This window comes from Nocardia sp. N2S4-5, assembly GCF_044628355.1.
In the GTDB taxonomy this organism is placed as follows: Bacteria; Actinomycetota; Actinomycetes; order Mycobacteriales; family Mycobacteriaceae; genus Nocardia; species Nocardia wallacei_B.
Genome location: NZ_JBIUPM010000001.1, coordinates 2,256,872 through 2,278,385, shown reverse-complemented (window position 1 = coordinate 2,278,385; position 21,514 = coordinate 2,256,872). Strand labels below are relative to the sequence as shown.

The 21,514-nt window shown below is 70.1% G+C and carries 23 protein-coding genes; 11 read left to right on the top strand and 12 right to left on the bottom strand.

Annotated features, from left to right (window positions below):
- Positions 1-122: 122 nt before the first annotated feature.
- A complete protein-coding gene (locus tag ACFMRZ_RS10015) occupies positions 123-770 on the bottom strand; it encodes a maleylpyruvate isomerase family mycothiol-dependent enzyme (protein ID WP_400178858.1) in 648 nt (215 codons plus the stop codon).
- A 69-nt stretch (positions 771-839) separates the two neighbouring features.
- Here ACFMRZ_RS10015 and ACFMRZ_RS10010 point away from each other — a divergent pair, with 69 nt between their 5' ends.
- On the top strand, positions 840-1,802 hold the full coding sequence (locus ACFMRZ_RS10010; RefSeq protein ID WP_400178857.1) for a MerR family transcriptional regulator: 963 nt from the start codon (positions 840-842) through the stop codon (positions 1,800-1,802).
- 119 nt (positions 1,803-1,921) lie between these two features.
- Here ACFMRZ_RS10010 and ACFMRZ_RS10005 read toward each other — a convergent pair whose 3' ends face one another.
- The 3 genes from ACFMRZ_RS10005 to ACFMRZ_RS09995 all read right to left on the bottom strand — a co-directional run bounded on the left by ACFMRZ_RS10005 (position 1,922) and on the right by ACFMRZ_RS09995 (position 4,413).
- Complete coding sequence (locus ACFMRZ_RS10005; RefSeq protein ID WP_400178856.1) at positions 1,922-3,121, bottom strand: cytochrome P450; 1,200 nt, start codon at positions 3,119-3,121, stop codon at positions 1,922-1,924.
- A 105-nt stretch (positions 3,122-3,226) separates the two neighbouring features.
- On the bottom strand, positions 3,227-3,841 hold the full coding sequence (locus tag ACFMRZ_RS10000) for a helix-turn-helix domain-containing protein (RefSeq protein ID WP_400178855.1): 615 nt from the start codon (positions 3,839-3,841) through the stop codon (positions 3,227-3,229).
- Positions 3,841-4,413, bottom strand: coding sequence for a helix-turn-helix domain-containing protein (locus ACFMRZ_RS09995; protein ID WP_280363198.1), 573 nt, complete (start codon positions 4,411-4,413; stop codon positions 3,841-3,843). The genes ACFMRZ_RS10000 and ACFMRZ_RS09995 overlap by 1 nt, the downstream gene beginning before the upstream one ends.
- A 203-nt stretch (positions 4,414-4,616) precedes the next feature.
- Between ACFMRZ_RS09995 and ACFMRZ_RS09990 the strand changes: the two genes are divergently transcribed.
- Entirely contained in the window at positions 4,617-4,970 is a 354-nt protein-coding gene (locus tag ACFMRZ_RS09990; RefSeq protein ID WP_400178854.1) for a response regulator transcription factor, read from the top strand.
- A gap of 464 nt (positions 4,971-5,434) precedes the next feature.
- Here the strand turns inward: ACFMRZ_RS09990 and ACFMRZ_RS09985 are convergent, their stop codons facing one another.
- Positions 5,435-6,442, bottom strand: a complete 1,008-nt coding sequence (locus ACFMRZ_RS09985; RefSeq protein WP_400178853.1) for a YihY/virulence factor BrkB family protein — start codon at positions 6,440-6,442, stop codon at positions 5,435-5,437.
- Between the two features lie 274 nt (positions 6,443-6,716).
- Here ACFMRZ_RS09985 and ACFMRZ_RS09980 point away from each other — a divergent pair, with 274 nt between their 5' ends.
- On the top strand, positions 6,717-8,429 hold the full coding sequence (locus ACFMRZ_RS09980) for a DEAD/DEAH box helicase (protein ID WP_280275073.1): 1,713 nt from the start codon (positions 6,717-6,719) through the stop codon (positions 8,427-8,429).
- Here the strand turns inward: ACFMRZ_RS09980 and ACFMRZ_RS09975 are convergent.
- The gene (locus ACFMRZ_RS09975) at positions 8,415-9,020 is read right to left on the bottom strand and encodes a TetR/AcrR family transcriptional regulator (protein ID WP_400178852.1); all 606 of its coding nucleotides are present in this window, start codon (positions 9,018-9,020) and stop codon (positions 8,415-8,417) included. The two genes, ACFMRZ_RS09980 and ACFMRZ_RS09975, sit on opposite strands and share 15 nt — an antisense overlap.
- A gap of 104 nt (positions 9,021-9,124) precedes the next feature.
- Between ACFMRZ_RS09975 and ACFMRZ_RS09970 the strand changes: the two genes are divergently transcribed.
- The gene (locus ACFMRZ_RS09970; protein ID WP_400178851.1) at positions 9,125-9,865 is read left to right on the top strand and encodes an SDR family NAD(P)-dependent oxidoreductase; all 741 of its coding nucleotides are present in this window, start codon (positions 9,125-9,127) and stop codon (positions 9,863-9,865) included.
- On the opposite strand, the gene ACFMRZ_RS09965 is transcribed toward ACFMRZ_RS09970, so the two are convergent.
- Positions 9,866-10,681: an AraC family transcriptional regulator gene (locus ACFMRZ_RS09965; protein WP_400178850.1), complete on the bottom strand. Its 816-nt coding sequence runs from the start codon at positions 10,679-10,681 to the stop codon at positions 9,866-9,868.
- 55 nt (positions 10,682-10,736) lie between these two features.
- Here ACFMRZ_RS09965 and ACFMRZ_RS09960 point away from each other — a divergent pair, with 55 nt between their 5' ends.
- The gene (locus ACFMRZ_RS09960) at positions 10,737-11,306 is read left to right on the top strand and encodes a class I SAM-dependent methyltransferase (RefSeq protein ID WP_400178849.1); all 570 of its coding nucleotides are present in this window, start codon (positions 10,737-10,739) and stop codon (positions 11,304-11,306) included.
- A gap of 17 nt (positions 11,307-11,323) precedes the next feature.
- Here ACFMRZ_RS09960 and ACFMRZ_RS09955 read toward each other — a convergent pair whose 3' ends face one another.
- On the bottom strand, positions 11,324-11,905 hold the full coding sequence (locus tag ACFMRZ_RS09955; protein ID WP_400178847.1) for a hypothetical protein: 582 nt from the start codon (positions 11,903-11,905) through the stop codon (positions 11,324-11,326).
- 1 nt (position 11,906) lies between these two features.
- Positions 11,907-13,652 (bottom strand): DEAD/DEAH box helicase, encoded by a 1,746-nt coding sequence (locus ACFMRZ_RS09950; protein ID WP_400178846.1) that lies wholly within the window; start codon positions 13,650-13,652, stop codon positions 11,907-11,909.
- Between the two features lie 117 nt (positions 13,653-13,769).
- Here ACFMRZ_RS09950 and ACFMRZ_RS09945 point away from each other — a divergent pair, with 117 nt between their 5' ends.
- Complete coding sequence (locus ACFMRZ_RS09945; protein ID WP_400178845.1) at positions 13,770-14,522, top strand: TetR/AcrR family transcriptional regulator; 753 nt, start codon at positions 13,770-13,772, stop codon at positions 14,520-14,522.
- Positions 14,523-14,612: 90 nt separating this feature from the next.
- Here ACFMRZ_RS09945 and ACFMRZ_RS09940 read toward each other — a convergent pair whose 3' ends face one another.
- Positions 14,613-14,807 carry a hypothetical protein gene (locus ACFMRZ_RS09940; RefSeq protein ID WP_024805954.1) on the bottom strand — a complete coding sequence of 65 codons (195 nt, stop codon included), beginning with the start codon at positions 14,805-14,807 and terminating at the stop codon, positions 14,613-14,615.
- Between the two features lie 375 nt (positions 14,808-15,182).
- On the opposite strand from ACFMRZ_RS09940, the gene ACFMRZ_RS09935 reads away from it, so the two are divergent.
- From ACFMRZ_RS09935 to ACFMRZ_RS09925, 3 genes are read left to right on the top strand one after another with little or no spacing between them, the layout of a single operon-like run.
- Complete coding sequence (locus tag ACFMRZ_RS09935) at positions 15,183-15,569, top strand: DUF952 domain-containing protein (protein ID WP_400178844.1); 387 nt, start codon at positions 15,183-15,185, stop codon at positions 15,567-15,569.
- Between the two features lie 35 nt (positions 15,570-15,604).
- Positions 15,605-16,087, top strand: a complete 483-nt coding sequence (locus ACFMRZ_RS09930; protein ID WP_280275064.1) for a cation:proton antiporter regulatory subunit — start codon at positions 15,605-15,607, stop codon at positions 16,085-16,087.
- Positions 16,088-16,091: 4 nt separating this feature from the next.
- Positions 16,092-17,276 carry a cation:proton antiporter gene (locus ACFMRZ_RS09925; protein ID WP_400178843.1) on the top strand — a complete coding sequence of 395 codons (1,185 nt, stop codon included), beginning with the start codon at positions 16,092-16,094 and terminating at the stop codon, positions 17,274-17,276.
- Between the two features lie 39 nt (positions 17,277-17,315).
- Here ACFMRZ_RS09925 and ACFMRZ_RS09920 read toward each other — a convergent pair whose 3' ends face one another.
- A complete protein-coding gene (locus ACFMRZ_RS09920; protein WP_400178842.1) occupies positions 17,316-18,098 on the bottom strand; it encodes a rhomboid-like protein in 783 nt (260 codons plus the stop codon).
- 262 nt (positions 18,099-18,360) lie between these two features.
- Here ACFMRZ_RS09920 and ACFMRZ_RS09915 point away from each other — a divergent pair, with 262 nt between their 5' ends.
- Together ACFMRZ_RS09915 and eutC are read left to right on the top strand one after the other, a co-directional pair.
- A complete protein-coding gene (locus tag ACFMRZ_RS09915; RefSeq protein ID WP_400178840.1) occupies positions 18,361-19,770 on the top strand; it encodes an ethanolamine ammonia-lyase subunit EutB in 1,410 nt (469 codons plus the stop codon).
- Between the two features lie 68 nt (positions 19,771-19,838).
- The gene (gene eutC, locus ACFMRZ_RS09910; RefSeq protein WP_400182818.1) at positions 19,839-20,615 is read left to right on the top strand and encodes an ethanolamine ammonia-lyase subunit EutC; all 777 of its coding nucleotides are present in this window, start codon (positions 19,839-19,841) and stop codon (positions 20,613-20,615) included.
- A 5-nt stretch (positions 20,616-20,620) separates the two neighbouring features.
- On the opposite strand, the gene ACFMRZ_RS09905 is transcribed toward eutC, so the two are convergent.
- Complete coding sequence (locus ACFMRZ_RS09905) at positions 20,621-21,442, bottom strand: MHYT domain-containing protein (RefSeq protein WP_400178839.1); 822 nt, start codon at positions 21,440-21,442, stop codon at positions 20,621-20,623.
- Positions 21,443-21,514 lie beyond the last annotated feature (72 nt).

The following is a 21,514-nucleotide window of genomic DNA, read 5'->3' as shown; positions in this document are numbered from 1 at the left end:
GGTGCGCCGATCCTTGGGTACGTAGGGCGTTGCTGACTCGGGCATGCCGTCCCTGCGTGGGGCAGACGGCCCGGGCGTGCTGATCCCTAGCCGCATGTGGCGTGGTGCCGTGGGTGTGCCGATCACCCGGCGCGGTCGGCGGCGAGCAGGTGCGTGACGCCGTCGCCGGTGAGGTGTTCGCGGGCGGCGGGGCGGCCGGTGAGTAGGAGTAGGAGGGCGGTGGCGGGGCCCTCGATGAGGGGGCCGTCGCCGGTGCTCCACTCGGTATCGGTGGCCGCTAGGCGGAAACCGCCGAAGGTCTTGTGGCAGCCGGACATTCCCGTGCCCCAGACTCGGTCCAGGGCCGCGTGCGCGGCGGCGACCGGCACAGGGCGGGCGATTCCGAGCGGGATTGCGATGTCCTGGCCGTGCACGAGCAGGTCCATCAGGCGGTCGGCGGGTGTGGTGCCCGGCGCCGTCCGTCGCTGCCCGATGCTGTCGCGCAACTGACCGAGTATCGCTGCGGTGGGCGTCCGGTCGGCGTGGCGGATGGCGGTGTCGCGGATCATCCGGTGCAGATTGCCGCGAGCGCGAATCAGGCTGACCAGCAGCAGCAGTCCCGGCCCGGCGGAGGCGGACAGCACGACATGCGCGACCACATCCCGCACGCGCCAGTCCGCGCAGAGCGAGCCGTGCTCCCACTGGTCTTCCGACAACGTCTCCAGCAGGTCGGCCAGGGTCGTGCGCTCGGTCGCCACAGCGCGCCAGAGGTCTTCGGTGGTCATCGTCATCGCTTGCTCCATCGTCCGGGGATGTACCGGTACGGTAGGAACTCCACCGAGGTGGAGGTTCCAGCGATCGTGACCCACAACACATCCGGCGGCGGCCCGATCGGCATCGGCGAGCTGTCGCGGCGGACCGGAGTCCCGGTGCGCACCATCCGTTTCTATTGCGACGAAGCGGTGCTGGAGTCGCGGCGCACCTCGGGCGGGCACCGCGTGTTCGACCCGGCCGTCGCCGTCGATCGGCTGCTGCTCGTGCGCCGCCTCCGGGCACTCGGACTCGGTCTCGCCGCGATCGTGGACGTCCTGGCCGGTACCACCACGATCCCCGCCGCGGTCGCCGCCGAACGCGATGCGCTCGATGCCGAACTGGCCGTGCTGACGTGGCGTCGCGCCGCCCTCCTCGCCGTGGAATCCGCGCCGCCCGCCGCGCAGGCCGCGCACCTGGAACTGCTTGCCGCCGTGGCGGACCGGCGCGGCGCCCAAGATACGGTGGTGGCGTTCTGGCGGCGCGTGCTCACCCCTTTGCCGCCCGCGACGGTCGAGGCGTTCCTCGCGATGCACGTGCCCGCCCTGCCGACTGAGCCGGAACCCCGGCACGTCCTCGCCTACGCCGAATTGTCCACCCTGGCAGCCGATTCCACCTTCCGTGTCGCGATGGCGCGGCGGCTGCGGCAGTCGGGCGAGCTGCCCGATACCAGGAACGGTGCGGCCGAGTCGGATACGGCGCGGGTCCGACACGAGCGGGCGCTGCTGCTCGGGGTGGGGGAGGCGTGCGAGGCCGTGGGCCGGTTGCTCGCCGCGAACCAGCCTCCCCGACCCGGCCCCGAACTCGACCGGTTCATCGATGCGCACGCCACCGCGCGAGAGGAACGCGACACGCCCCGCTTCAGGCGGCAACTATTATGCGGCGCAAGGATTTCCGACCATCGCATCCCGCGCTACTGGCAGCTCACCAGCGAGGTCACCGGGACCGTCACCGTCGGTGACGCCCAGCATTGGCTGCTCCAGGCCCTCGCGCAAGGGGTCGATGACCTGTAGCGCCCACCGGTCTCGGCGCGATAGAGTGCACGGTCGGCGCTCCATGCGGACATTTTCCGGTACTCGGATCGGCGGGAACCAGGGGACAGCGGGCACGCCCGTATCGGGCGGATCGCGTGTCAACCCGCCGGGGACGGATCGCTGTCGAAGGTCACCGGCAGCGTGCGGGGCGAGCGGAACGGGTGCCCGTGCGGCCGGGTGTCCTGGTCCGGCACGAGGGTCAGGTTCGGCAGCCGATCCAGCAGGCATTCCATGGCGACGCGAGTTTCCATGCGGGCCAGGTTCAGGCCCAGGCAGGTATGCGCGCCGGACGCGAAACTGATGTGCGGCAAGCGCTTCCGGGCGATGTCGAACTCCTCGGCGCGCTCCCAGCGGCGCTCGTCGCGGTTCGCCGAGGCCAGGCAGACGTCGATGACCGCACCCGCCGGAACCCGGATGCCGAGCACCTCCACGTCGGTGGTGGCGTGCCGCTGGATCGACGTCAGCGGCGTCTCGTAACGCAGGCCCTCCTCGATCGCCGCGGGGATCAGATCGCGGTCCCGGCGCAGCAGGTCGAACTGATCCGGATGCCGCAGTAGGTGGAACAGTAGATTGCCCGAGGACCGGTAGGTGGTTTCCAGCCCCGCGAGCAGCAGCAGTCGCAGGAACGAGCAGATCGCGTCGTCGCTCAGCCGCTCGCCGTCGACCTCGGCGGTCACCAGGTCGCCGATGATGTCGGCGGTCGGCGCCGAACGCCGTCGGCCGATCTGTTCGAGGAAGTAATCACCCAGCGCCGCAGCGGCTTTCATGCCACGCGCATAGTCGGCGTTGTAGGTGAGCAACTCGATCGCGCGGGCACGGAAGACCGACATGTCCTCCTCCGGCAGCCCCAGCAGTCGCGCGATCACGCGGGTGGGGAACTCGAAGGTGAAGTCCCGCACCAGGTCCGCGTGCCCGGTGGCGGCGACCTCGTCGAGGAGTTGGGTGCAGATCGGCCGCACGATGGCGGGTTCCCAGGCGGCCAGCGACCGGGACTTGAACGCGGCGGCCACCAGATCGCGGTGCGCGCGGTGCCGGTCGCCCTCCATCGCGAGGATGGTCGGTCCCATCAGGGTTCCGATGGTGGCGTCGTAGTTCCTGGAGTTGAAGCCGCGGCTGTCTCGCAGCACGGCGCTGACCGCCTCGTAGGACACGGCCATGTAGCAGTGGCGGTTACGGGCCGACTCGGGCAGCCGGGACAGGTCCATGACCGTGCCCTCGCAGATGTCTCCGACTCGGCGCAGTGCGGCGAAGAAGGGGTACGGGTCGTGGCCGAGGTCGGCCGTATCGACGATCGTCATGATGGGTGTTCCTCGTTTCGGTCACGGAATAGGCTGTGCCGCTACCGAATTGGAGTAGACCACGCCGCCGGTGCCGTCCGGCACACCCGAACGGGTGTACCGCTGTCATTCCGTCGCGGACTCGCCCGGGAAGTAGGTGCCCAGCCTGGCCTCGGTCGCGAAGCACAGGATCCGGGCCGTGCCCGTGTCGCTGGGGTTGTGCCGGGCGTGCGGGCGGCCGGTCTCGAACACGATGAAGTCGCCGGTCTCGAGGTCGTGCACCTCGTGCTCGATGCGATACCGGACCGGACCGCTCACCACGATTTCGTACTGGCGGCCCGAGCCCGCGACGCTCAGGGCGTCGGGACCGCAACCGGGCGGCAAGGTCATGAGCACCCCGACGATGCGACTCGAGAAGCTCGGCGCCAGCAGTTCGAGTTCGGGATCCGCCGGTGTCCGGCGCAGGGTGACGCGATCGGCGCCCCGGACGACGGCGGGAGCGTCCGAAGGCGATTCGAAGAAGGCGTAGACGCCGACGTCCAGCGCCCGCGCGATCGAACCGAGCGCCGCGAACGTCGGATTGCCGACGCCGTTCTCCAAGCGGCTCAGCAACCCGATGCTGACGTTGCTCGCCTGCGCCAGCTGCGCGAGGGTCATCCGGTTGCGGCGCAGCTCCCGGATGCGGTGCCCGATCCGGTGCACCAGCCGGGCGCGCGCCGCGGCGGTGTCCTCGCTCGACATCACTCGGCCTCCGGCCGGAACACCGCCAGATGCTCCACCGGTTCGGCGTTCGCGGCGGAGAGGCGGTGCGGGAACGAGATGAGCAGCGAATCACCCACGTGCAGAAGGTATTCGATGCCGTCCTTGACGATCTCCAGCGCACCGGCCACCACGTAGTACAGCACGTCACCGTGCACCTGCGAGCGCGCGTCGCGGGCTTCCCCCGGCTGCAGCACGGCGAAGGCCACGCCCAGCTCGTGCCCGATCACCGGTGTCAGCAGCTCGATGTCGTGATCGATCGCGGGCGGCTGATACCGGCGGCGTTCCCCGGCGCGCACCACGAGGGTTCGCCGGGCCGGCGGTTGTTCGACGAGCTCGGTGAGATCCATGCCGAGGGTGTCGGCAATCCGCAGCAGCACCTCCACCGTGGGATTTCCGGTGCCGTTCTCGATCTGACTCAACTGGCCCGCGCTGATGTCGGCGCGCTGGGCCAGGCCCTCGAGGCTGAGCATGCCGCGCCGGACCGACCGGATGACCCTGCCGAGTTCGCGGAGCTGGTCGGCGTCCTGCTCCGCCAGCGGCTTCTTCCGCATGGCCTCTTCACTCCTCGTCGTGCGACCGACGGAGCGTAGCAGTTCATCGGGTCCCTTCATTGATTGGATATGAGTTTCCTTCACTGATTGACAACAATATTCATCGATGCTGTACTCGGTGCCAGTTCGATGATTGCGAGGTCGCGGTGTCGGTCACTGACGATGGACCGGGTGCCGATCCGCACGGCAGCGTGCGAGTCCTGTTGTCCGAGATCGGTTCCGGTGTAGCGGAACTGGTCGTTCGCGCCGGTGGCGATCCGGAGTTGCGGGCGCGGCTGATCCGGCTGCAGCGGCACACCGAGAACGCCACGGCCGCGTTGCAGGCGGCGCGCCGGGCGGACGGCGATCGGGGTGAAGATATCGCGGACGCCCTCACGCCGCGCGAGTACGATGTGCTGCGGCTCGTGGCGACGGGCGGTACCAATGGCGAGATCGGCGCCCGGCTCGGGCTGTCGAACAATACCGTCAAGTCTTATTTGCGCGCGGTCATGCAGAAACTGCAGGCGCGGAACCGGGCGCAAGCGGTCGCCAACGCGCGCCGGCACGGTCTGTTGTGAGGCGTCCGCCGGGCGATCCGATATGTGTGCCCGGCAGTAGCGAATAAAAGTCTCGTTCGCCGGTGATCGCCCAGTTTCCGGCATGTCGACATTCTCAAGGTTGCGTTATGAATGTTGCGTGAGTAAAAGTGCTATATCGGATCGGATAATTCTGCGATAGGGGCACTCTGTGATCGCGACAGGCAAGGCTGAAGTGAAAGCCCGGGCCCGTGGGGTCGAGAAGGGGTCTGTCGCACTGTCCCTGCTGGTCTGCTCGATTTTGACGGGCGGAATAGCCACGCTCACGCAATCGTGGTTTACATCTGCAATTGCATTTGTGTTGATAATTCTGGGATTGGCGGTGACGTTCCGGATCCTGCGCCCATGGCGTTGACCCGCGTCCGCCGCCCGATACGTCCGCCGGCGATGCCGCGCGGCTATATCCGAGTCCGATGTCCAGCTACACCCGGGCACACCGAAAGCGATCACGGAATGATCCGCATGGGCTGCGACTTGCCTTGCACGTGCCGGGCGACCCAGCGCTTGAATTGCTCGACGCGGGTGGCGCGCGCGGGCCAGAACTCCTGCACGGCGGCATTGAATTCCGCGCCGAGGATGACCGCGAAGCCGAGGAAGAAGGTGAACAGCAGGAACGCGATCGGAGTGGCCAGCGCGCCGTAACTGATGCCGGTGCGGGTCACCCACGCCAGATACCGGCGCAGCCCGTCGCTGGCGGCCATGAAGAACACGCCCGCCACCAGTGCGCCCCAGAACAGCCGGTGCCACGGCAGCGACTTGTGCAGGGCGAGCTTGTAGAGCGTGGTCAGCCCGACGATGAGCAGCAGCGCGGTGCCCGGGTAGTAGAAGCTGTCCAGCAACCGCAGCCCCGGCTCGCGCCAGCCCTCGGGCAGCGCCCGGCCGATGAGCGTCGGGCCGAGCGCCACCAGCGGCAGCACGAACACGGACACCACCAGGAACAGCACGTACAGCAGCAGCGCGAAGATGCGCTGCCACACCGGATGCCGGGCGTCCTGCTGATCGTGCGCGGCGACGATCGAATCGACGAAGGTCGCCATCGCCGAGGAACCGGCCCACAGCGACAGCACGAAACCGACCGAGACCACCGCGCCGCGCCCGCGCCCCAGCACATCAGCGACGGTAGGGGCGATGAGGTCGTCGACCACGGTGGGACTGAACAGGTTTCGGCTGAAACTGATGATCTTGCCCTCGACGATCTGCACGGTGTCGGGACCGAACCAGCCGCCCACGTAACCGAGACTGCCGAGCAACCCCAGCAGTAGCGGCGCCAGCGACAGCGTCTGCCAGAACGCCGCGGCCGCTGATTTGGCGAAGATCGAATCGTCCCATGCCTTCGCCGCCACCCGGGCGATGAGCTGCCAGGTCCGGTGCAGCGCGCGCCGGGCACGCCGACCCACGGCCGCGCCCGGACTCGGGGCGGCGCTGTCGTCCGGAGTTGGTTCGTGCGCGTCCATCGTGCCTACAGCATCACCTACGACCGCGCCGATTAGGCGAACGGCCGGGAAACGTGTCGCTCGGCGACGGCCGCTCGGTGGGCAGGCGCGCCGCGCGCGACACGCCCGGCTCACGCCCCGCACCGGGTTTCCGGAGCCGCCGCGGGCAGCGCTGCGGAGCCAGCGGTGGCCACCGAGATCCGGACTGCCGGGGCCGCGCGAACCCGGGACCCGCAGGGCGGTCCGGCGGCATGCGATTGGCTTGCTGTCGGTGCGGGTCGCTACTCTCTGTGGAGTGACTTCGGGTGGTGCTGGTTCGTTACGTGCATGGCAGCGCAGGGCTCTCACCAAATATCTGACGACGAAGCCACGCGACTTCCTCGCGGTCGCGACGCCGGGTGCTGGTAAGACCACGTTCGCGCTGCGACTGGCTTCCGAGCTGCTGGCCGACCGCACCGTCGATCAGGTGACGGTGGTCGCGCCCACCGAGCATCTCAAGCATCAGTGGTCGGCGGCGGCGGCGCGCGCCGGGATCGCGCTGGACTCCAACTTCTCCAACTCCACCGGCGGCACCTCCGGCGACTATCACGGCGTGGTGGTCACCTACGCGCAGGTGGCGTCGCATCCGTTCAAGCACCGCGTCCGCACCGAGAACCGCCGCACCCTGGTGATCCTCGACGAGATCCACCACGCCGGTGACGCGAAGAGCTGGGGCGACGCGGCCGCCGAGGCGTTCGGCGACGCGACGCGGCGGCTGGCGCTCACCGGTACCCCGTTCCGCAGCGACGATTCCCAGATTCCGTTCGTCAACTACGAGTCCGACGAGTCCGGATTCCCGCGCTCGCGCGCCGACTACGCCTACGGCTACTCCGAGGCCCTCGCCGACGGCGTCGTGCGGCCGGTGGTCTTCCTGGCCTACTCCGGCGACGCGCACTGGCGCGACAGCGCGGGGGAGGAGTACTCCGCGCGCCTGGGCGAGCCGCTGAGCGCCGAACAGACCGCCCGCGCCTGGCGCACCGCGCTGGACCCGGCCGGGGACTGGATGTCGAAGGTGCTCGGCGCCGCCGACACCCGGCTGCGCCAGCTGCGCGCCACCGGCATGCCCGACGCGGGCGGCCTGGTGATCGCCACCGATCAGGAACGGGCCCGCGACTACGCCGAACTCCTCGAACACATCTCGGGGGCACGGCCGGCGCTGGTGCTGTCCGACGATCCGACCTCTTCCCAGCGGATCGGCGAGTTCGCGGCGAGCACCGATCCGTGGATGGTCGCGGTGCGCATGGTGTCCGAGGGCGTGGACGTGCCGCGCCTGGCCGTCGGCGTGTACGCCACCAGCGCCTCGACGCCGCTGTATTTCGCCCAGGCGATCGGCCGGTTCGTGCGCGCCCGCCGAGCCGGCGAGACCGCGAGCGTCTTCCTGCCCTCCGTGCCGGTGCTGCTGGACCTGGCCGCGCAGCTGGAGATCCAGCGCGATCACGTCATCGGCAAGCCGCATCGCGAGAAGAACGGCCTCGAGGACGAGTTGCTGATCGAGGCCAACAAGCAGCAGGACGAGCCCGGCGAGGAGGAGCGGAAGTTCGTCGCGCTGGCCGCCGACGCCGAACTGGATCAGGTGATCTACGACGGCGATTCGTTCGGCACCGCCACCTTCGCGGGCAGCGACGAGGAGGCCGACTACCTCGGCATCCCGGGCCTGCTCGACGCCGAGCAGATGCGCGCGCTGCTGCGCGACCGCCAGACCCGCCAGGTCGAGGAGCGCAGCGCGGCGGCGGCCGGCGCGGAATCCGGCCCCAGCATCGCGGCCGCGGCCGAACGCGTCGCCACCGCCGACCGCCTCAGCGAATTGCGGCGCGAACTCAACAGCCTGGTCGCCATGCACCACCATCGCACCGGCAAGCCGCACGGCGTCATCCACGGCGAGTTGCGCCGCGAATGTGGTGGCCCGCCAACGGCTTTGGCCACCGCCGACCAACTCTCCCAGCGCATCGCCGCCCTACGCCGCATGTAACCCGGGCCAGGCCGCGAGGGCGCGGTCGATCGCTCGATTCAGCTGAGACAGGTCGGCGCCGTCTCGGGCCTGGACCGAGAGACCGAACAGGACGGTGGCGTAGAACGCGGCCAGTTCGGCGGTGTCGGTATCGGCGGGGAGGTCGCCCTCGGTCACCCCGCGATCGAGCCGACGGCGGATGTCTTCCCCTGTGGCCCTGCGCTTTTCGGTGAGGAAGTCGCGGATCGCGGTGTTGCGGGTGGTGTAGGTGGAGCCGGCCAGCACGACCATGCAGCCGCGCGGTGTGGCGCCGTCGACGTAGGCGCGGGCATTGTCGCGCAGCATGGCCTCGATGGCGGCGCGCGCCGTGGGCTCCGCGCGTAACGCGCGGGCCGTGTACCCGCCCTCGGTGGTCCCGTAGAGTCCCACGGACTCCCGGAACAACTGCTCCTTGCTGCCGAACGCCGCGTACAGGCTGGGCGAGTTGATGCCCATGGCGGAGGTGAGGTCGCTCATCGACGCGCCCTCGTATCCGTGCTCCCAGAACACCTCCATGGCGCGCCGCAATGCCTGCGCCCGATCGAAGGCGCGGGGACGACCCCGTTCGGCCACGGCCGCTCCTTTCTGTGTCAATCGTTAAATATACCCCTTGACGCCCTCGCCCACCGTCTGCTTGAGTCTTTTATGTACTGATCGACACAAAATTAGGAGCCGAGATGAACGACCTGACCGGGACCGTGGCACTCGTGACCGGAGGCAGCCGGGGCATCGGCGCCGCGATCGCGCGGCGGCTGGCCGAGGCGGGCGCCGACGTGGCGCTGACCTACCGCGCCGGTGCGGAGAACGCGGCGAAGGTGGCGGCCGAGATCGAGGCGCTGGGCCGCCGCGCGCTGGTCGTGCGGGCCGACAGCGCCGACGCGGGCGAGACCGTCGCGGCCGTCCATCGCACCGCCGAGTCGCTGGGGCGGCTCGACATCCTGGTCAACAACGCCGGTATCTTCCCGGCCAAGCCGTTCGAGGAATTCACCCTCGACGAGATCGATGAGGCGTTGCACATCCACGCCCGGGCCGCGTTCGTCGCCGCGCAGGCCGCGGTCCGGCACATGACCGAGGGCGGCCGGATCATCAGCATCGGTTCCAATCTGTCCGAGCGGGCGCTGTTCGGCGGCTTGGCGCTGTACAACCTGAGCAAGTCCGCGCTCAACGGCTTCACCAAAGCCCTTGCGCGGGAACTGGGTCCGCGCGGCATCACGGTGAACCTGGTACAGCCCGGCGCCACCGACACCGATATGAATCCGGCGGGCGGTGATCATGCCGGTCAGCAGTTGCAGTTCAATCCGCTGGGCCGGTTCGCCGGTCCCGAGGATGTGGCCGCCATGGTGGCCTTCCTCGCGAGCCCGGCGGGACGCGCGGTCAACGGCGCCGTCGTGACCGTCGACAGCGGCACCAACGCCTGATCAGCGGGCGAAGTACCGCCCCGGCGACACCCCGACCGCGCGATGGAACGCGGCGACGTAGGCGCTGGCCGAGCCGTAGCCGACGCGCTCGGCGATGCGGGCCAGCGGCAGTCCGCCGGCCAGTAGCGGCAGTGAGGCGGCCAGCCGCACCTGAGTTCGCCACTGCCCGAAGGTGATTCCGGTTTCCGCGAGGAACAGCCGGGCCAGTGTTCGCGCGCTGGCGGTGGCGTCCGGTGCGAACTGGGCGAGCGTGCGATCGTCGGCCGGGTCGTACAGCAGGGCGTCGGCGACGGCGCGGGCGCGCGGGTCGGTCGGCAGCGGCGCGCCGACCGGGACCACCTCGACCGGTTCGAGCAGGTCGAACACCACCGCCTCCGCGCGCCGCCGTCGGTCCGCCGCGAGCGGATCGGCGCTGTGCAGGAATACCTCTGGGGCGCGGGTGTTTTCGAGGCCGCCGCCGGTGAGGTAGTCGAACAGTTCGTGCAGCAGGCGGTCGACGCGCAGCAGGGTGGGGGCGGTGAAGCGCACCGGGCAGCGGTCCGGCTCGACGAAGATCCCGCGCATGGCGGCGCCGTCGGGGGTGCCGGTGCGGTGCGGCAGTCCGCCGGGAATCCACAGTGCCCGGGTCGGCGGGAGCACCCACTGGCCGCCGCCGGCCTCGACGGCCAGCACTCCCCGTGAGGCCCAGACGATTTGGTGCTGGGGGTGCCGATGCCGATCGAACCAGAGGCCCGCCGGGAGCACGCGCCCGCCGAATACCATCGCGGTCGGCCCGGCGGGCGCCGCGACATCGAGCAGGTGTCCGTTCTGCGACACAATCTGGCAGCGTAGCGTCTCGCGGCCAGCGACGGGGGCTCCTACCGTCACGGGCATGGGTATGAATCTGGTACACCGCCTGCTCTGCCGCTCCGCCGCCTGGGAACGCGCCAGCGCCACCCGCATCGTGCCGTGGGCGGTGTCGGGTCTCGACCTGGGGGACTCCGCGCTCGAGGTCGGGCCGGGTTACGGCGCGAACGTCGAAGCCTTGCGGCAGTGGGCGCCGGCGCTCACCGGACTCGAGATCGATCCCGTGCTCGCCGCCCGGTTGCGCGATCGCAAGGCCGGTCGCCTGACCGTGCTCGACGGCGACGGCGCCGCGATGCCGCTGCCGGATCACGAGTTCAGCTCGGTCGTGTGCTTCACCATGCTGCATCACGTCCCGTCCCCGCCGCAGCAGGACGACCTGTTCGGCGAGGCCTTCCGCGTCCTGCGCCCGGGCGGCGTCTTCGCGGGCAGCGACGGACTGGACAGCGTCGCCTTCCGCCTGCTCCACCTGGGCGACACCTGCGTCCCCGTACCCCCGGACACCCTGCCAGACCGCCTCGCCCGCATCGGCTTCACCGACATCGAGATCGATCAGGACACGAGAAGTTTCCGCTTCCGCGCCCGCCGCCCGGCCTGATCGACGGGCGTGCGATCTCACCCTGTGTTCACCGCCGAGGCCGGTGCCTCGGCGCTGCCGAAAAATGTTGCGGGGTCAATGGTTTCGAGAGGCGTCCACCGGGGCGGTGCGGTGTCCGAATCGCCGGGCGCGGCGGTGTCCCGGTAGCCCTGCAGATCCAATGCGAGCCAGGGGTTCTCGTCGACTCGCCGGGCCAGGGCGTAGCAGGTGGCGAGCAGGTGCAGGCAGCGAGATTTGCGGGCGGAACAGGAACAATCGGAGTTCAGCAGGCGGGGGGCGACGGAAATGCCTGCGGCGCGCAGGGTCTCGTGCACGTCGTCGGACAGCTCGGCCGTGCCCGGCGGGAGATGTGCCGTGATGGCGGCGATCCGCGCGGCGGGCAGCGGCGCCAGTTCCACGTGGGTCACCGACGCCTGGGCGCCGCGATGGATGGCGGCGCGTACCGTCCGGCCCCCGATCTCCAACTCGACACCGTCGTCGTTGCGGGCGATCCGGCGGGCGCGGGGGAGCAGCGGCTCGGGCCGCGTCACGGACAGCGGCTCGGCCAGGCGCACCCAGTCCCGGCCCCACGCGGTATATCCGAAGTCGTTGTCGGGCAAATCAATTCCCTCGCTTCCGGCGCAGGATCTCCAGCAGGTGCTCGTCGTCGAGGCGGGCCAGCGCCGCCACCCCCGACTCGGCGCCGGTGACGCCGGTATCGGTGAGGTCGGCCAGCGCGGACTTGCGGCCGTGCATCCCGGCGATGTGTTCCTCGACGGTGGTCCCGGTGGTGAGCGTGGTGACGGTGACCGTCCGGGTCTGGCCGATCCGGTGCACGCGGTCCGAGGCCTGCGCCTCCACCGCCGGATTCCACCAGCGGTCGTAGTGCACGACGTCGGCGGCGCGGGTCAGGGTCAGACCCGTTCCGGCCGCACGCAGGCTGAGCACCAGCATCGGCGGCCCGTCCGGTGATTGGAACCGCCGCACGATCTCGGCGCGCCGGGCGGCGTCGAGCCCGCCGTGGAAGAACGGTGCGGTGACACCGAACTGCTCGGCGCAATGGCGCACCAGTAGTTCCCCGGTGCGCCGGTACTGGGTGAAAACCAAAGTGGGAGAGCCGGTCTCGAGGTTGTTGGCGAGCAGGTCGGTGCAGACGTCGAACTTGCCGGAGCGCCCGGCCAGTTCGTCCAGCTCACCGGTCACCAGGCCCGGATGGTTGCACACCTGTTTCAGGGCGGTCAGCGCCGCCAGCACCCGGGTCTGGCGCTGCGTGCCGCTGCCGAAGCCCTCGGCCGCCGCCTGATCGAGCAGCCGGTCGTACAGTCGCTGCTGCTCGTCGGTGAGGTCGCAGACCACATCGCAGTGGATCTTCGGCGGCAGCGCGGCCGCCACCTGAACCTTCTTGCGGGCCAGCACGATCGGCTCCAGGGTGTCCCGCAGCCGGATCGCGGCCCGCTGCGAACCCTCGTGGATCGGCCGCACGAACCGCCGCCGGAACTGCGTCTTGTGCGTGAACGCCTGCGGCGCCACCAGATTGAGCAGTGCCCACAGTTCGTCCAGGTGGTTCTCCACCGGCGTGCCGGTCAGCGCGATCCGGGCGCCGCCGGTGAGCGCCCGCGCCGCGCGCGCCACCTGGGTGCGGGGATTCTTCAGCACCTGCGCCTCGTCGAACACCACTGTCGCCCAGTGTTGTTCGGCCAGCGCCCGGCCGTGCCCGCGCAGCGTGGGGTAACCGGTCACGACGATGGATCCGCCGGGCACGGCGCCGAGTTCCCCGCCGCGCCACACGACCGGTCGCAGCCCCGGCGCGAACCGCTCGATCTCCAGTGCCCAGTTGCCCACCAGCGAGGTCGGGCACACCACCAGTTGCGGTCCGTCGTCGGCACGGCCGAGCAGATAGCCGATCGCCTGCACGGTCTTGCCCAGCCCCATCTCGTCGGCGAGCACCGCGCCGCCGTGCGTCGCGGTGGTCTCTCGCAGCCACGCGATGCCGCCGGCCTGGTACGGGCGCAGGTCGGCCCGCAACGTCGTGCGCAGCTCGGCGAGCACGGCCTGGCTGCCGGCGCAGGCCCGCACGGCTCGATCGGCCGACACGACGGCGGTCCGCGCGGCATTGGGCACGGCGTGCGCGACCGGCGGCAGTTCGGCCGTCGCGCCGCGCAGTACGGTGCGCCAGGCGGTGACCGAGGCGCCCGGGTCGGACAGCGGCACTGTCGCGAACCGGCCGGGTTCGGCCAGCTCGCAGTCGACCGAGGCGACGGTCATGCCCGAGCCGTCGGGCGTGGGCACGGCGAGCGAGACGGGTTCGGTGTCCGCGCCGGAGGCGGGCAGCGGTGCGGAACCATTCCAGGTCCACAGCGCGAACATGTGCCGGTCCGGCAGGTAGGTGGCGTGCGTGGTGGGCAGAGCGACTCTCCTGATCTACGTACTATGTACGAGGTATCCTAACTTCGTACAGGGTACCGATATTCCGCGAGGAGCGCCGTGACCGACGATTCGACCGTCGAGCAGGCAAGACAGCTGCTGAACCTGCTGTGGCGGGAGTCGCTGCCGCGCCGCCCCGGAGCCCGCGGCCCCAAGCCGGGTGTCAGCGTCGACGAGGTGGTGCGCGCCGGGGTGGAGATCGCCGATCGCGAGGGCTACGACAAGGTGTCCATCCGCGCGGTCGCCGCCGTGCTGGGACTCGGTCCGATGAGCCTGTACACCTACGTGCCCAGCAAGGAGGCGCTGATCATCCTGATGGTCGACGCGGTCGCCGCCGAGGACCCGCCGATCGATCCGGCCCTGCCCGTGCGGGACCGCATGGCCGCGATCGCGAGCGTCGTGCGCGCCGAGCTGATCGCCCATCCCTGGCTGCTCGAGGTTCCGCCGTGGCGTCTGGTGCTGGGTCCGGGCCGCCTGCGGCGATACGAACGCCAGCTGGCCGCCCTGGCGGATACGGGCCTGACGGATGTGGAGCTGGATCGAGTGATCGCGGTGCTGTCGGAATTCGCCACCGGCAATGCCCGCATGGCGGTCGCGGCGCGACACAGCGCCCGCGAGATGAGCGACGAGCGATGGTGGGAAGTGCACGGCCCCTTGCTCACTCAGGTGATGCCCGCCACGGAATTTCCCCTCTCCGCGCGCGTCGGGACGACGGTCGGGGAGCAGTACCAGGCGCCGGGCGACCCGGACGGCGCGTTCGAGTACGGGTTGGACCGGTTGCTCACCGGCATCGAGGCCACACTTCCGCGTTGAGGTCCGCGCACACGAAACGGGCGGCCACCCGGCCGCCCGTTATGGGTTTCTGTTGACGGATTCAGTTGTCGATCGGACTGAAGGAGCTGATTACAGCGCCGGTGCCGACTCTGTGTCGATCACGGCTTCGAGCTCACGGAGACGGTCCATGTGCTCATTGGCGTGATGCTGGCAGAAGAGCAACTCGCCACCACCGGGAAGGATCGCACGCACGCGCGCGGCCGCCCCGCAGCGGTCGCAACGATCGACCGCGGTCAGTGGGGTGCTAGTCAGTGTTCCTGGCATGACTCCTCCGTCCTGGATCCCGGCGCAGAAGACCGTTCACCTGGTGTGGGGCCCGCGGTCCCTTCCGCAGGCTCGCTACCGCTACTTCCCAGCAGGGGCTATGACTACTCTGTCAGACGTTCGGGACGGGGGCTTTGTTCCCGGAGATGTTCCTTTGTGTTTTCCCTAACACGACCAGGCATTTCGCTGAAAGCGAACAGCCGGGTAGTACCGGGCGAAGCGTAGGTACCCACTTCCGTGAACAGGCCGATCCAGTTGTCTATCCGGAGACTACCCCGGCGCACCGACAATCACACTCCACTGATGGCAAACTTCGAGGCCACCGGGGGTTTTCGACGGCGTGCCGGGCCCGTGATCACCGGCTATGGTCGAGCGATGGACGCCGACGACTCTCGAAATGCCAAGGCGGGCACCCTTCTTCACCTGTGCACCCGCGCCGAATGGGAGGCCGACCGGGCGGTGGGGGAGCGGCGCCCGCCGTCGCTGGCGGACGTGGGGTTCGTGCATCTGTCCACGCCGGAGCAGGTCCACCTGCCCGCCAACCGCCTGTTCGCCGGCCGGGAGGACGTGGTGTTGCTGTGGCTGGATCCAGGACGCCTGGACGCGCCCGTGCGCTGGGAGCCCGGCGTGCCCTCCGATCCGGCCTCGATGCGTTTTCCGCATCTGTACGGACCGTTGCCGATGGCGGCGGTCACGGCCGTCACCGATTACCGGCCGGGACCCGACGGCCGCTTCGGCGCGCCGCCGCGGGTACCCGCCTGACCCTGCGGCGAGGGTTGCCCATTTAGGCTGGAAACGTGAACGTCGACGTGACTGCCCTGCCCGGCATCGGGGTACGCAAGGACTTCGAGGTGCGATCGGGCCGCCGGGTCGGCGTCGTCGCGCACCGAGACGGTGGTCTGGACCTGATCATCTCCAAACAGGACGATCCGGACGCCTGCGCCGCCCAGGTGCCGCTCACCACCGACGAGGCCGCGGCCCTGGCCAACCTGCTCGGCGCGCCGCAGCTGGTGGAGAAGCTCAACGCCGATCACCGCGACATGCCGGGCATCGTGACCCGGCAGTTGCCGATCGGCGAGCGGTCGCCCTATCAGGGCCGCATGCTGGGTGAGACGCGGCTGCGCACCCGCACCAAGGCCTCGATCGTCGCGGCGATGCGGGCCGGGCAGGTGCATCCGTCACCGGGGCCGGACTTCGTGCTCGCGGCCGGTGACCTGCTGGTCGTTGTCGGCACACCCGACGGTCTGGACGCGGCCCTGGCGATCTTGACCGACGGGTGACCCGGTGGGCTCCACCGCGCTCGCGCTGATCCAGCTCGGTTCGATCCTGTTCGTTCTCGGAGTGCTCGGGCGCGTGGCCGGAGGCTTCGGAATGTCCCCGATCCCGCTGTATCTGCTGGGCGGCTTGGCCTTCGGCGACGGTGGGGTCATCCGGCTGGAATCGGCGGCCGAATTCGGCCATGTCGCCGGCGAGATCGGCGTGGTGCTGCTGCTGTTGCTGCTCGGCCTGGAGTACACCGCGGCCGAATTGGTGACCGGGCTGCGCCGCTCCTGGGCGGCGGGCCTGTTCGACATCGTCGCCAACGCGACACCGGGAGTGGTGGTGGCGCTGCTGCTCGGCTGGGGCGTGGTCGGCGCGGTGACGATGGGCGGCGTCACCTACATCTCCTCGTCCGGGATCGCGGCCAAGGTGCTCAACGATCTGGGGCGGCTGGGTAACCGGGAGACGCCGGTGGTGCTGTCGATCCTGGTGTTCGAGGATCTGACGATGGCGGTGTACCTGCCGCTGCTCACCACGTTGCTGGCCGGGGTCGGTTATCTGGCGGGGCTGCGGTCGCTGGCGATCGCGCTGCTGGCCATCGCCTTCGTGCTGGTGGTGGCGTTGCGCTACGGGCGGTTCGTGTCGGCCATCGTGGATTCCGCCGACAAAGAAGTGTTCCTGCTCAAGCTGTTCGGCGCCGCGCTGCTGGTGGCCGGGCTGGCGTCGGCGCTGAACGTGTCGGCGGCGGTCGGCGCGTTCCTGCTCGGCATCGCCATCTCCGGGTCGACCGCGCAAAACGCGGCGAAGCTGCTGGAACCGCTGCGCGACCTGTTCGCCGCGATCTTCTTCGTGGCGTTCGGGCTCAACACCGACCCCCGGGCCATTCCGCCGGTGCTGGGCTGGGCGGTGCTGCTGGCCGTGGTGTCCGTGCTGACGAAGGTGGCGACCGGCTGGCTGGCGTCCGCGGGACAGGGAATCCGGCGGATGGGCCGCGCGCGGGCCGGGGCCGCGCTCGTCGCGCGGGGCGAATTCTCCATCGTCATCGCGGGTCTGGCGGTGACGGTGGGCGCGGTGGACGGTGAGCTGGCCGCGCTGGCCTCGGCCTACGTGTTCCTGATGGCCGTGCTGGGTCCGATCGCCGCGCGGATCGTCGAGCCCGTAGTGGGGCTGGCGCAGCGGTCGTTTCGCCGCGCGCCCGCGGACGGTTGAGCCGACCGGGCCGCGGCGCCGTCGTGCCCGGCCGGACGATCAGGCCGAATCCGCCTCGCCGCGTGCGGTTTCGGGCGTGGCATGGCGTCGCCCGGTCCGCCGTTCCAGTCGGCGCGCGACCGTGAGCGCTACCGCCCCGACCAGTAATCCGATCAGCACCGCGGTCAGATGGCCGTAATCGGTGAAAGTGCGCCCGCGCCAGGCGAGTAGCCCGAACCAGGCCACCAGCCCGCCCGCCCACACCAGCCGCGCCACGCCGGACAGGTGGTACGCCAGCGCCGCCAGGACGGCCGAGAAGCCATAGGACGCACCGACATCCGAGACGACCGCCACCTTCAGCGGAATCAGCCGGTGATGGACGGCGTAGGCGGTGCCGGTGACCGTGATCAGCGTCGCGCCGACGTGCCCTGCGGCGAAGACCAGCACCCAGCGCACGGTGCCCAGCCAGCGTTCGGCCCACGCCATCACGGTCAGGAACCCGAGCACGATCGTCCACGGGAAGCCGCCCTCGGTCCAGAACGCCGAGGCGACCAGCACCTGCACCGGGTCGTCGCGCATGTTGTGCAGATTCGTCGACACCGACAGGATCAGGCGGTGCCCGGCGATATCGCTGATGCCCCGCATCGTCCACCAGGTCACGAACAGCGTGAAGGCGTACGCGCAGGCGGCCGGGGCGCCACCGAGATGATCATGTACCGCCCGCGCCGCGCGGTACACCCGGAGGCGGCCGTGCCACCACTCCCGCACCACCCGCACGCCGTGCTCGAGGTCGACGGTCCGGGTCCACGGTGAGTGATAGTGGTGCAGGACGGAGGCGGGCACGTCAGCAAGTGTGACCTGTCCCGAGCCCCCTCGCCCGGCGGCGCGCCCCGCCGTACTCCGAGGTGCCGTTGCTCGCTCGCCTGACCCAGCGGCAGCGCGCCTCGACCCCGGCGGCACCGCACGCCGGGGCCTGCGTGGCACGCCGACGTTCGGGCCGGGTTGGTGTCGGGTCATACCCCGGCAACAAACGCCAACCGAACGGCAACATCGCCGGACCAGAATCGGCGCGGAGGACGCCGACCGAGTGCCGCAGGAGGACCGCGTGACGATATACCGCCAAAGCTTGGGCGGCACCACCTACGCGTTCGACGGACTGGTGGAATTGCTCGCCAAGGCGACACCGCGCCGCAGCGGGGACGAACTGGCCGGATGCGCGGCACAGTCCGACGCCGAACGGGCCGCCGCGCAGTGGGCGCTGGCCGAGGTGCCGCTGCGCGAGTTCCTGACCGAACCGGTGGTGCCCTACGAAACCGACGAGGTCACCCGATTGATCATCGACACCCACGATCGGGCCGCGTTCGCTCCGGTGGCACATCTGAGTGTCGGCGGGCTGCGCGATTGGCTGCTGTCGGCGGCGGCGCGAGGCGACTCGACCGCACTGACGGCGGTGTCCCCAGGCCTGACTCCCGAAATGGCGGCCGCAGTAAGCAAACTCATGCGCAACCAAGATCTGATCGCGGTGGCCCGCGCGGTGCGGGTGCGCTCCGGATTCCGGACCACCATCGGACATCCCGGCACCCTCGCCACCCGGTTGCAGCCCAACCATCCCACCGACGACCCCCGCGGGATCGCCGCGGCCGTCCTGGACGGGCTGCTGCTCGGCTGCGGCGATGCCGTCATCGGCGTGAACCCGGCGACCGATTCCCCCAGGGCCACAGCGGATCTGCTGCGCCTGCTGGACGACGTGCGCCTGCGCTACGACATTCCGGCCCAGTCCTGCGTGCTCGCGCATGTTACGACCACGCTCGACCTGATCGCGTCCGGTGCGCCGGTCGATCTGGTGTTCCAGTCGCTCGGCGGCACCGAGGGCGCCAATTCCGGCTTCGGCGTGGACATCTCGCTGCTGCGCGAGGCCGACGAGGCGGGGCGGTCGCTGCGGCGGGGCACTGTGGGCGACAACGTGATGTACTTCGAGACCGGCCAGGGCTCGGCGCTGAGCGCGGGCGCGCATCTGGGCACCGGCGGCAAGCCGGTCGACCAGCAGACCTTGGAGGCCCGGGCGTACGGCGTCGCGCGCGCGTTGGATCCGCTGCTGGTGAATACGGTGGTGGGTTTCATCGGGCCCGAGTACCTCTACGACGGCAAGCAGATCATCCGGGCGGGACTCGAGGACCACTGCTGCGGCAAGCTGCTGGGCCTGCCGATGGGCGTCGACGTGTGCTACACCAACCACGCCGAGGCCGACTCCGACGATATGGACACGCTGCTGACCCTGCTGGGCGCCGCGGGCGCGGCCTTCGTCATCGCGGTCCCCGGCGCCGACGACGTCATGCTCGGTTACCAGAGTCTGAGCTTCCACGACGCGCTGTACGCCCGCGCGGTACTCGGTCTCGACCCCGCGCCGGAATTCGCGGCCTGGCTCGACCGGCTCGGCCTGCGGGACGCCCACGGCCGCATTCGCGAGGTGCCGCCTCTGTCCTCGCCCCTGCGCGCGCTGGCGGGGTCGCGATGAACGCGAACCGAGATGATCCGATGACCGGCGGCGCCGCGGATGTGTCCCCGCCGGTCGGCTCGGTGGCAATGAACCAGGCTGCGGCGCAAGACTTCTGGGACGAGCTCCGAAAGCTCACCCAGGCCCGGATCGGACTGGGTCGGGCGGGCGACGCGCTACCGACGCGGCGGGTGCTGGAGCTCGCGGCGGCGCACGCCGAGGCCCGCGACGCGGTGCACACCCCGCTCGACGTGGCATCCCTGACGGCAGCCGTGACCGAACTCGGACTCGGCCGCCCGATACACGTGCGCAGCCGCGCTGCGGACCGTTCGGAGTACCTGCGGCGGCCGGACCTGGGCAGGCTACCGGAAACCGATCTCGCGCAAGAGCTTTCGCCGGACGGTTGTGACATCGCGGTGATCCTGGCGGACGGCCTGTCGCCCCGCGCCGTGCACGAGCACGGACCGGCCGTGCTCGCCGCGTTGAAAGACGAACTGGCACAGCGATATCGGCTGGCGCCGCCGGTCATCGCCACCCAGGCCCGGGTCGCGCTGGGCGATCACATCGGACAAGCCCTGCGGGCGGATACCGTCCTGGTGCTCATCGGCGAGCGGCCGGGACTCTCGGTGGCCGACAGTCTCGGCGTCTACCTCACCCACCGGCCGCGGCCCGGATGTGCCGACTCCCAACGTAATTGCGTCTCGAACATCCATCCGCCGGAGGGGCTGGGCTATGCGGCGGCCGCGCAGGTGGTCGCCGGTCTGGTGGCCGGGGCGCGGCGGCTGGGCCGCTCCGGGGTGGAACTCAAGGACACCTCCGGCCGCGCCGAGGTGGCTGCCACGGCGGGGCGGATCATCGACACGTGATGGCTTCACCATCGGCGCCTGTCGAAGTCGTCCGGCGGCCCGTCGAGGGTCTGTGTGCGGCTCGGCCAGTACCGGCTGGCGTGCTGGCCGCGGATGCGGGTGAGATCCGGTTCGTCGACATCGGTGATGCCCACCTGCAGCAACAGCAGCAGCGTGACCATGCTGACCCCGACGATCAGCGGCGTCAGCAGTTGATGCGCCTGTGCGCCGCCCGGAGCGTGCAGATGCCCGGTCATCTGCGCCTGCATCGCGAACATGCCGGTGTAGTGCATGCCGCACACCGCCAGCCCCATGATCAGCGCCGCGCCGACGGTGGCGGCGAGCCCACGCACGTGCAACGCGAACCACAGTGCCGCCGTTGCCGCGACCACCGCGATGATGAGCGACAGCAGCACGATCCAGGGGTCGTAGTGCACCGCGACATCGGTCTTCATGGCGTACATCCCGGCGTAGTGCATGGCGCCGACGCCGAGCCCGGTGACGGTGCCGCCGGTCAGCAGCGCGTAACCGCCGCCCCGCCGCCGGAGGACGATGGACAGGCCCACCCACACCACGCCCATCGCGATCGCCGCGCTCACCAGGGTGATCGGGATGTTGTAGCGAATCGTCGCATTGCGCACCGAAAAGCCCAACATCGCAATGAAATGCATGACCCAGATCCCGGTCCCGCCGAGCGCGATGGCCGCCGTGACGATCCAGCCGTCGGGCCGGCTGCTACCGCGGGCGCGGACCATGCAGCGCAGAGCTAGCAACGAGCCGGTGACGGACATCAGATAGGCCAGTGCGGGCGTCAGCCACCCGTACGTGAAGTGATTGACTTCCAGCATGCGGACTCCTTGCCAGAACGCTTCCCGCCGACTGCATTACGGCGACACGCCGGAACAGTAGCGGCGTACTCG

What these genes read in the sequence shown, in the direction of transcription:
- ACFMRZ_RS09905 (WP_400178839.1), bottom strand. Translation starts at nt 21,442, where the DNA reads ATGCTGGAAGTCAATCACTTCACGTACGGGTGGCTGACGCCCGCACTG.
- ACFMRZ_RS09995 (WP_280363198.1), bottom strand. Translation starts at nt 4,413, where the DNA reads ATGCGGAAGAAGCCGCTGGCGGAGCAGGACGCCGACCAGCTCCGCGAA.
- ACFMRZ_RS10005 (WP_400178856.1), bottom strand. Translation starts at nt 3,121, where the DNA reads ATGACGATCGTCGATACGGCCGACCTCGGCCACGACCCGTACCCCTTC.
- ACFMRZ_RS10015 (WP_400178858.1), bottom strand. Translation starts at nt 770, where the DNA reads ATGACGATGACCACCGAAGACCTCTGGCGCGCTGTGGCGACCGAGCGC.
- ACFMRZ_RS10000 (WP_400178855.1), bottom strand. Translation starts at nt 3,841, where the DNA reads ATGTCGAGCGAGGACACCGCCGCGGCGCGCGCCCGGCTGGTGCACCGG.
- eutC (WP_400182818.1), top strand. Translation starts at nt 19,839, where the DNA reads ATGAACCAGGCTGCGGCGCAAGACTTCTGGGACGAGCTCCGAAAGCTC.
- ACFMRZ_RS09970 (WP_400178851.1), top strand. Translation starts at nt 9,125, where the DNA reads ATGAACGACCTGACCGGGACCGTGGCACTCGTGACCGGAGGCAGCCGG.
- ACFMRZ_RS09960 (WP_400178849.1), top strand. Translation starts at nt 10,737, where the DNA reads ATGGGTATGAATCTGGTACACCGCCTGCTCTGCCGCTCCGCCGCCTGG.
- ACFMRZ_RS09940 (WP_024805954.1), bottom strand. Translation starts at nt 14,807, where the DNA reads ATGCCAGGAACACTGACTAGCACCCCACTGACCGCGGTCGATCGTTGC.
- ACFMRZ_RS09985 (WP_400178853.1), bottom strand. Translation starts at nt 6,442, where the DNA reads ATGGACGCGCACGAACCAACTCCGGACGACAGCGCCGCCCCGAGTCCG.
- ACFMRZ_RS09935 (WP_400178844.1), top strand. Translation starts at nt 15,183, where the DNA reads ATGGACGCCGACGACTCTCGAAATGCCAAGGCGGGCACCCTTCTTCAC.
- ACFMRZ_RS09950 (WP_400178846.1), bottom strand. Translation starts at nt 13,652, where the DNA reads ATGTTCGCGCTGTGGACCTGGAATGGTTCCGCACCGCTGCCCGCCTCC.